At 62.3% G+C, this 8,659-nt stretch carries 6 protein-coding genes and 1 pseudogene; 4 read left to right on the top strand and 3 right to left on the bottom strand.

Going from position 1 to position 8,659, the window contains the following annotated elements:
• Window positions 1-24: 24 nt before the first annotated feature.
• Window positions 25-684: an isoprenoid biosynthesis glyoxalase ElbB gene (gene elbB, locus QSV36_RS17005; RefSeq protein ID WP_289133453.1), complete on the bottom strand. Its 660-nt coding sequence runs from the start codon at window positions 682-684 to the stop codon at window positions 25-27.
• Window positions 685-796: 112 nt separating this feature from the next.
• On the opposite strand from elbB, the pseudogene QSV36_RS17010 reads away from it, so the two are divergent.
• Window positions 797-1,375: pseudogene (locus QSV36_RS17010) on the top strand (sterol desaturase family protein); the annotation flags it as partial.
• A gap of 549 nt (window positions 1,376-1,924) precedes the next feature.
• Here the strand turns inward: QSV36_RS17010 and QSV36_RS17015 are convergent.
• The gene (locus QSV36_RS17015) at window positions 1,925-2,569 is read right to left on the bottom strand and encodes a DedA family protein (RefSeq protein ID WP_225779706.1); all 645 of its coding nucleotides are present in this window, start codon (window positions 2,567-2,569) and stop codon (window positions 1,925-1,927) included.
• A gap of 213 nt (window positions 2,570-2,782) precedes the next feature.
• On the opposite strand from QSV36_RS17015, the gene ppk1 reads away from it, so the two are divergent.
• On the top strand, window positions 2,783-5,026 hold the full coding sequence (gene ppk1, locus QSV36_RS17020) for a polyphosphate kinase 1 (RefSeq protein ID WP_289133454.1): 2,244 nt from the start codon (window positions 2,783-2,785) through the stop codon (window positions 5,024-5,026).
• On the opposite strand, the gene ppx is transcribed toward ppk1, so the two are convergent.
• Window positions 5,013-6,515 carry an exopolyphosphatase gene (gene ppx / locus QSV36_RS17025; RefSeq protein ID WP_289133455.1) on the bottom strand — a complete coding sequence of 501 codons (1,503 nt, stop codon included), beginning with the start codon at window positions 6,513-6,515 and terminating at the stop codon, window positions 5,013-5,015. The two genes, ppk1 and ppx, sit on opposite strands and share 14 nt — an antisense overlap.
• Window positions 6,516-6,771: 256 nt before the next feature.
• On the opposite strand from ppx, the gene trxA reads away from it, so the two are divergent.
• Together trxA and rho are read left to right on the top strand one after the other, a co-directional pair.
• Entirely contained in the window at window positions 6,772-7,098 is a 327-nt protein-coding gene (gene trxA / locus QSV36_RS17030) for a thioredoxin TrxA (protein ID WP_056794137.1), read from the top strand.
• Between the two features lie 261 nt (window positions 7,099-7,359).
• Complete coding sequence (gene rho / locus QSV36_RS17035) at window positions 7,360-8,619, top strand: transcription termination factor Rho (RefSeq protein ID WP_003253661.1); 1,260 nt, start codon at window positions 7,360-7,362, stop codon at window positions 8,617-8,619.
• Window positions 8,620-8,659: the final 40 nt, after the last annotated feature.

Below are 8,659 nucleotides of genomic sequence, written 5' to 3' on the forward strand. Positions count from 1 at the left end.
GTCAGATTCTGAATCTTGCACCCGTTACTCGTGGGTCAGCTCCAGCACCCGATCCACCAGCTTGTAGATGCCACCAGCCGCCTCGCTGATCGACTTGGCCTCCATGTATGCCGGGGTAGTAACCAGCTTGCGCTGGGGGTCTTCGACGATATCGTGCACGTCGCATTGTTCATGGGTACCGCCCATTTTCACCACGGCCGCCGCGGTGTCTGCGTCAGTACCGATGGTGCAGACCACGCCCGGTCCGTAGATCTTCGCCGCCAGCGCCGGCGAGATGCAGATCAGGCCAACCGGCTTGCATGCGGTGGCGAAGGCTTCGGCCAGGGCCAGCACGTCCGGGTTGACGCTGCAGTTGACGCCTTCCACGGCAAAGTTGGAGAGGTTCTTCGCCGCACCGAAACCGCCCGGTACGATCAGCGCATCGAAGTCCTCGGCCTTGGCTTCGCGAATGTCCTTGACCTGACCGCGGGCGATACGCGCCGATTCCACCAGGACATTGCGCGACTCGGGCATCTCCTCGCCGGTCAGGTGGTTGATCACGTGCAGCTGCGCAATGTTGGGCGCAAAGCACTGCACCTGCGCACCGCGCTGGTCGAGGCGCAGCAGGGTGATCACGCTTTCGTGGATCTCGGCGCCGTCGTAGACGCCACAGCCGGAAAGAATCACCGCTACTTTTTTTGTCATGCTCATTACTCCAGTGTCGAGGCGCTAAATGTCCTCTAGTTTGGCAGATGTCGCCATAGGGATTCTGGCGCACGCGGCCTAATCTTGGCGGATAACGCCTGAGCTCATGCCCATGGACCTGATATTGCTGGCCGTGCCGTTCTTCTTCGTGTTGATCGCCGTTGAGCTGGTGGCCGACCGCGTGCGTGGGCAGCGCAACTACACCTTGGCCGACTCGATCAACAGCCTCAGCACGGGTGCACTGTCGACCAGCACCGGGCTGCTGACCAAGGGGCTGGGTCTGCTGGCCTATACATTCGCATTCGAGCATCTGGCGCTGCTGCGCTTGCCGGCGCAGGCCTGGTGGGTGTGGTTGCTGGCCTTTGTCCTGTACGACTTCTGCTACTACTGGCTGCACCGTCTGGGCCACGAGCGCAACGTGCTGTGGGCCGCGCATTCGGTGCATCACCAGAGCGAGGAGTACAACCTCACCACCGCACTGCGCCAGACCAGCAGCGGCTTCATCTTTTCCTGGATCTTCTACCTGCCGTTGGCGCTGGTCGGGGTGCCGCCAGTGGTGTTCATCACTGTGGCGTCGCTCAACCTGTTGTACCAGTTCTGGGTACATACCCGGCATATCGCCAAGCTCGGCTGGCTCGAGTGGGTGTTGATCACGCCATCCAACCATCGCGTCCACCATGCGCAAAATCCTGCTTACTTGGATCGCAACTACGGCGGCGTGTTCATTCTCTGGGACCGTCTGTTCGGCACTTTCAAGGAGGAGGACCCGGCCGAGCCGGTCGTGTTCGGCGTGACCACGCCGCTGGCCAGTTGGAATCCGCTGTGGGCCAACCTGCAGTTCTATGCCCAGCTATGGCAGGACGCCCGGCGTGCCGACAGCCTGTGGGACAAGCTGCGCATCTGGTTCATGCCCACCGGTTGGCGCCCGGCCGATGTAGCCGCCCGCTACCCGCATGGCAAGCAGGCCCTGGCCTTGTTTCGCAAGTTCGAGGTTGCCCTGGGCCGCCCGCAGCAGGCCTACGTGGCGGCACAATTCATGGTTTACCTGACGCTGGGCAGCTATTTGATGGGCGTGGCCGAGCGCGTGCCAACCGCCGCGCTGGTGCTCGGCTGGTCGTTGATGGCGTTTGGCTTGTTCGTGCTGGGCGCGCTCCTGGAAAACCGGCCATGGGCCACGCGCCTGGAACAGGTACGGCTGGTGGCAAGCGTGCCGGCGCTGTACCTGGCCGGTATATCGGGCCTAGCGGTGGTCGTGCCGCTGGCCTGGTTCCTGCTCGTGGCTTACGGCCTGCTCAGCTTGTGGGGCCTGGGCCTGGTCCGCCGCCTTGCGCTCCGCACGCAGGGTACGGAAGCGCCGGCGCAGCCATAGCAGGCCACCCAGCGCCAGCAGGCCACCCAGTACCCAGAGCTCGTAGCGCTTCACGTTACCCAGCAGGCCTTCGAGAATAGCGCCGAAGTGGTACGCGGCCGCGCCCAGGGCGACTGCCCAGATCGCCGCGCCAAGACCATTCAGCAGCAGGTAGCGGCGCGGCGGGTAGCCCGACAGGCCGATGGCCACCGGCATGACCGTACGCAGGCCATAGACGAAGCGGAAGCTCAGTACCCAGATGTCGGGGTGGCGACGGATGTGGTCCAGCGCGCGGTCGCCCATCGCCTGCCAGCGTGGCCTGCGCGCCAGAATCCTGCGGCCGTGGCGACGGCCCATGAAGTACCACAGCTGATCGCCGGCATAACTGCCGAAAAAGGCCACCAGGCACACCAGGTTGATGTCCATGTAACCGCGGAACGCAAGGAATCCCGCAAGCACCAGAATGGTCTCGCCTTCGAAGAAGGTGCCAAGAAAAAGGGCGAAGTAGCCGAAATCCTGCAGGAATTGTTGAAGCATTTTCTGAGGTGCTGGCGAAATGAACGCGCAGCCTACCCCTTCGCGCGCATTCATGAAAGTGTCCAAATGTGTCTCGACGTGAACATTTCCTGTACCGAGAATGCCCGAAGGCGCGCGCCATCGCTTGCCCTGGCGTGTAACACAGGCGTCATAATGGGCGCTTATCTTGCCGCTCAATTGATGATAGGGCGTTAACGTCCTCAGGAACGCCAGATGAATAATGAAGTGCTAACCCCTGTCGCGATCAAGGATGCTCAGGAAATCCCCGAAGAGATGGTGCAGACCCCGCCAGACTTGCCGCCGGCGCCCGCGCCTGCCGTAGAACCAGCGGCCGGTCCTGCGACCCCGGCGCCAGCACCGGCCCCGGCCATTGCCGTTCCCGGCCTGGACGACAGCAGCCTGTACATTCATCGCGAACTCTCGCAACTGCAGTTCAACATCCGCGTGCTGGAACAGGCGCTGGACGAGAGCTACCCGCTGCTCGAACGACTCAAGTTCCTGCTGATCTTTTCCAGCAACCTCGACGAGTTCTTCGAGATCCGCGTCGCGGGCCTGAAGAAGCAGATCAATTTTGCCCGGGAACTGGCCGGCGCCGACGGCCTGCAGCCGCACCAGGCGCTGGCGCGCATCAGCGAGCTGGTGCACAGCGAAGTGGAGCGCCAGTACGCGATCCTCAACGATGTGCTGCTGCCAGAGCTGGAAAAGCACCAGATCCGCTTCATCCGCCGCCGTTACTGGACACCCAAGCTCAAGACCTGGGTGCGCCGTTACTTCCGCGACGAAATCGCCCCGATCATCACCCCGATCGGCCTCGACCCGACCCACCCGTTCCCGCTGCTGGTGAACAAGAGCCTCAACTTCATCGTCGAGCTCGAGGGGGTCGACGCCTTCGGCCGCGATTCCGGCCTGGCGATCATCCCGGCCCCGCGCCTGCTGCCGCGGGTCATCCGCGTGCCGGAGGAGGTGGGTGGCGCAGGGGACAACTATGTGTTCCTGTCGTCGATGATCCACGCGCACGCCGACGACCTGTTCCAGGGCATGAAGGTAAAGGGCTGCTACCAGTTCCGCCTGACCCGCAACGCCGACCTGGCGCTGGACTCCGAGGAGGTCGACGACCTGGCCCGCGCGCTGCGCGGCGAGTTGTTCTCGCGCCGCTATGGCGATGCCGTGCGCCTGGAAGTGGCCGATACCTGCCCGAAACACCTGTCGGACTACCTGCTCAAGCAGTTCAGCCTCAGTGAAAGCGAGTTGTACCAGGTCAACGGCCCGGTCAACCTCACCCGCCTGTTCAGCATCACTGGCCTGGACAGCCACCCCGAGCTGCAATACACGCCATTCACCCCGGCAATTCCCAAGCTGCTGCAGAACGCTGACAACATCTTCAGCGTGATCGGCAAGCAGGACATCCTGCTGATGCACCCGTTCGAGTCGTTCACCCCGGTGATCGACCTGCTGCGCCAGGCTGCCAAGGACCCACACGTGCTCGCCGTGCGCCAGACCCTGTACCGCTCCGGTGCCAACTCGGAAATCGTCGACGCACTGGTGGACGCGGCGCGTAACGGCAAGGAAGTCACCGCGGTGATCGAATTGCGTGCGCGTTTCGACGAAGAATCCAACCTGCAGATGGCCAGCCGCCTGCAGGCCGCCGGTGCGGTGGTGATCTACGGTGTGGTCGGCTTCAAGACCCACGCCAAGATGATGCTGATCCTGCGCCGCGAACAGGGCGAGATCGTGCGTTATGCGCACCTGGGTACCGGCAACTACCACGCCGGCAACGCCCGCCTGTACACCGACTACAGCCTGTTGACCTCCGACGACGCCCTGACCGAGGACGTCGGCAAGCTGTTCAGCCAGTTGATCGGCATGGGCAAGACCTTGCGCATGAAGAAGCTGCTGCACGCGCCGTTCACCCTGAAGAAGGGCATGCTCGACATGATTGCGCGGGAAACCCAGTTCGCCCTCGAAGGCAAGCCGGCGCACATCATCGCCAAATTCAACTCGCTGACCGACGCCAAGGTCATCAAGGCGTTGTACAAGGCCAGCCAGTCGGGCGTGAAGATCGACCTGGTGGTGCGTGGCATGTGCTGCCTGCGCCCAGGCATCCCGGGGGTTTCGCACAACATCCAGGTGCGATCGATCATCGGTCGCTTCCTCGAGCACACGCGGGTGTTCTATTTCCTCAATGGCGGCGAAGAGCAGATCTATCTGTCCAGTGCCGACTGGATGGAGCGCAACCTCGACAAGCGTGTCGAGACCTGCTTCCCGGTGGAGGGCAAGAAGCTGTTGCTGCGGGTGAAGAAGGAGCTGGAAGGCTACCTGACCGACAACACCCACGCCTGGACCCTGCAGCCAGACGGGCGCTACGTGCGCAGCACGCCGACCGGCAACCAGAACCCGCGCAGTGCCCAGGCGACCCTGCTGGAGCGCCTGAGCAACCCGGTCCTCAACGTACGCTGAGGACGAAGCCGACCCGGGCCAGCCACTCCGCCTCGTTGGCGAAGTCGGCCTGGGTCAGCTGGTTCTGTTCCAGCCAACCTTGCGGGAATACCACATCCAGGCTGTCGCCGGCTGCCTTGAGTTCCACCTTCGGCATCTGCTGGTTGCCACGGATGTGATGGAACAGGATGGCGAAGCGCAGCAGCACGCACAGACGCAGGAGCTTGACCCCTTCCTCGCCCAGTTCGGCGTATTTGTCCTTGGGGATGTTGCGGCGGTGGCCGCGTACCAGCAAGGCCATCATCTGCTGGTCCTCGCGCGAGAAGCCTGACAGGTCGGAGTGCTCGATCAGGTAGGCCCCGTGCTTGTGGTAATGGTAGTGGGCGATGTCCAGGCCGATCTCGTGCACCTTCGCCGCCCAACCCAGCAGGTCGCGCCAGTTTCCGTCTTTCAGGTCCCAGGCCTCGGCGACCTGGTCGAACGCATGTAGGGCCTTGCGCTCGACGCGAGCGGCCTGGCCTTGGTCCACGTGGTAGCGTTCCATCAGCGAGTTGAGGGTGCGCTCGCGCACGTCTTCGTGATGGTGGCGGCCTAGCAGGTCGAACAGCACGCCTTCGCGCAGGGCGCCGTCGCAGTGGTCCATGCGCTGCAGTTCAAGCGCATCGAAAATCGCTTCGAGAATCGCCAGGCCTGCCGGGAAAATGGTACGGCGGTCAGGTTTGACGCCGTCGAAGTCGATCTTGTCGGCCTCACCCAGCTTGAACAGCTTGCGCTTGACCCAGGCCAGGCCTTCGGCATTGACCTCGCCATTGCCCAGGCCGCCGGCCTTGATGGCTGCGCCGATGGCGCGGATGGTACCGGAGGAACCGATGGCCTCGTCCCAGGTCAGGCGATGCAGGGCATTCTCGATGCTCATCAGCTCCAGGCGCGCGGCGGTGTAGGCCTGGGCGTAGCGGGCCGGGGTGATCTTGCCGTCGCGGAAGTAGCGCTGGGTGAAACTGACGCAGCCCATCTGCAGGCTTTCGCGCAGCAGCGGTTCGAAGCGTTGGCCGATGATGAACTCGGTACTGCCACCGCCGATGTCGGCGACCAGGCGCTTGCCCGGCGTATCGGCGAGGGTGTGCGACACGCCGAGGTAGATCAGGCGCGCTTCTTCGCGGCCGGAGATGACCTCCACCGGGTGGCCGAGGATGGCTTCGGCACGTTGGATGAATTCGTTGCGGTTGCGCGCTTCGCGCAAGGCGTTGGTGCCCACGATGCGCACCGAGCCGGCGGGCATGCCGTTGATCAGCTGGGAAAAGCGCTTGAGGCAGTCCAGGCCCCGTTCCATGGCTTCTTCGCTGAGCATGCGCCCCTCGTCGATGCCGGCGGCCAGCTGCACCTTCTCGCCGAGCCGCTCGAGAATGCGGATTTCGGTATGGTGGGCCTTGGCCACGACCATGTGAAAGCTGTTGGAGCCAAGGTCGATGGCGGCAATCAGGGACAGGTTCTTCGCGATGGTATGCGGCATGATCTGGTTGTTCTCGGTCGTTAACCCGGCAATCGTGCCACGATAGCAGGCTATCGCCAACGCGTGGCACCCAGCCGTTGCGCTGGCCTTGATGCAGGACAACAGGCCATTCGATGCTATGACACTGGCATGACAGTTTCGATTCGCGGCGTCTTGCACAACTATAGTTACACTCAATCGCCCGCGACTTCCTGTAGGAGACGGGTGCGGCTATGATGGGCAACGTTTTTTATTGCTTACGACCTTGGAGATTTCCATGAGCGACAAAATCAAACACGTCACCGACGCCAGCTTCGAAGCCGAAGTACTGCAGGCTCAGGGCCCGGTTCTGGTTGACTACTGGGCTGAATGGTGCGGCCCATGCAAGATGATCGCTCCGGTTCTGGACGACATCGCTGCCACCTACGAGGGCAAACTGACCGTCGCCAAGCTGAACATCGACGAGAACCAGGAAACCCCGGCCAAGCACGGCGTGCGTGGCATCCCGACCCTGATGCTGTTCAAGAACGGCAACGTCGAGGCCACCAAGGTCGGCGCCCTGTCCAAATCGCAGCTGGCCGCGTTCCTCGACGCCCACCTGTGATAGCGAAAAGCCCCGCGAATGCGGGGTTTTTTTTGCCCGCAAAGGTCTGCAGGGGTACGATTTACCCCGTCAAAACCACTAGACGTCGAAAAAAGCAAGTGTTACATTCGGCCTCGCACTGCTTCTCCAGTGCCCTCTACACGCCGTCGCCGAAGCATCCCTAATTCGAATCAGTACGCGATCCTGTCGCCATCCAGCGGCGCGGCCTCATTAAGCCAGAAGCTTAATTCTCCCTTCTTACATGATTACGTCACTCCCCTTATGAACCTGACTGAACTCAAGCAAAAGCCGATTACCGATCTTTTGGAAATGGCCGAACAGATGGGCATCGAAAACATGGCCCGTTCGCGCAAACAGGACGTGATTTTCGCCCTGCTGAAGAAGCACGCGAAAAGCGGCGAAGAGATCTCGGGTGACGGCGTGCTGGAGATTCTCCAGGATGGTTTCGGTTTCCTGCGTTCGGCTGATGCGTCCTACCTGGCCGGCCCCGACGATATCTACGTCTCGCCCAGCCAGATCCGCCGCTTCAACCTGCGTACCGGCGACACCATCGTCGGCAAGATCCGCCCACCGAAGGAAGGGGAGCGTTACTTCGCCCTGCTGAAGGTCGACACCATCAACTTCGACCGCCCGGAAAACGCGAAGAACAAGATCCTGTTCGAAAACCTGACGCCGCTGTTCCCGAACAAGCGCCTGAAGATGGAAGCCGGTAACGGCTCCACCGAAGACCTGACCGGTCGCGTCATCGACCTGTGCGCGCCGATCGGCAAAGGCCAGCGTGGCCTGATCGTGGCACCGCCGAAGGCCGGCAAGACGATCATGCTGCAGAACATCGCGGCCAACATCACCCGTAACAACCCCGAGTGCCACCTGATCGTCCTGCTGATCGACGAGCGCCCGGAAGAAGTGACCGAAATGCAGCGCACCGTGCGCGGCGAAGTGGTCGCCTCCACCTTCGACGAACCACCTACCCGCCACGTGCAGGTTGCCGAGATGGTGATCGAGAAGGCCAAGCGCCTGGTCGAGCACAAGAAGGATGTGGTCATCCTGCTGGACTCCATCACCCGTCTGGCGCGAGCCTACAACACCGTGATCCCGAGCTCCGGCAAGGTGCTGACCGGTGGTGTCGACGCCCATGCCCTGGAGAAGCCGAAGCGCTTCTTCGGTGCCGCGCGTAACATCGAGGAAGGTGGTTCGCTGACCATTATCGCTACCGCGCTGGTCGAAACCGGCTCGAAGATGGATGAAGTGATCTACGAAGAGTTCAAGGGCACCGGCAACATGGAGCTGCCACTGGACCGTCGCATCGCCGAGAAGCGGGTGTTCCCGGCCATCAACATCAACCGTTCCGGTACCCGCCGCGAAGAGTTGCTGACCGCCGACGACGAACTGCAGCGCATGTGGATTCTGCGCAAGCTGCTGCACCCGATGGACGAAATCGCCGCCATCGAGTTCCTGGTCGACAAGCTCAAGCAGACCAAGACCAACGACGAGTTCTTCCTGTCGATGAAGCGCAAGTAAGCGTTTCAGGCCGGAATTGATTGGGGCCGCTTCGCGCCCC

The organism is Pseudomonas sp. BCRC 81390, assembly GCF_030341915.1.
GTDB lineage: Bacteria > Pseudomonadota > Gammaproteobacteria > Pseudomonadales > Pseudomonadaceae > Aquipseudomonas.

What these genes read in the sequence shown, in the direction of transcription:
- rho (WP_003253661.1), top strand. Translation starts at nt 7,360, where the DNA reads ATGAACCTGACTGAACTCAAGCAAAAGCCGATTACCGATCTTTTGGAA.
- elbB (WP_289133453.1), bottom strand. Translation starts at nt 684, where the DNA reads ATGACAAAAAAAGTAGCGGTGATTCTTTCCGGCTGTGGCGTCTACGAC.
- QSV36_RS17015 (WP_225779706.1), bottom strand. Translation starts at nt 2,569, where the DNA reads ATGCTTCAACAATTCCTGCAGGATTTCGGCTACTTCGCCCTTTTTCTT.
- trxA (WP_056794137.1), top strand. Translation starts at nt 6,772, where the DNA reads ATGAGCGACAAAATCAAACACGTCACCGACGCCAGCTTCGAAGCCGAA.
- ppx (WP_289133455.1), bottom strand. Translation starts at nt 6,515, where the DNA reads ATGCCGCATACCATCGCGAAGAACCTGTCCCTGATTGCCGCCATCGAC.
- ppk1 (WP_289133454.1), top strand. Translation starts at nt 2,783, where the DNA reads ATGAATAATGAAGTGCTAACCCCTGTCGCGATCAAGGATGCTCAGGAA.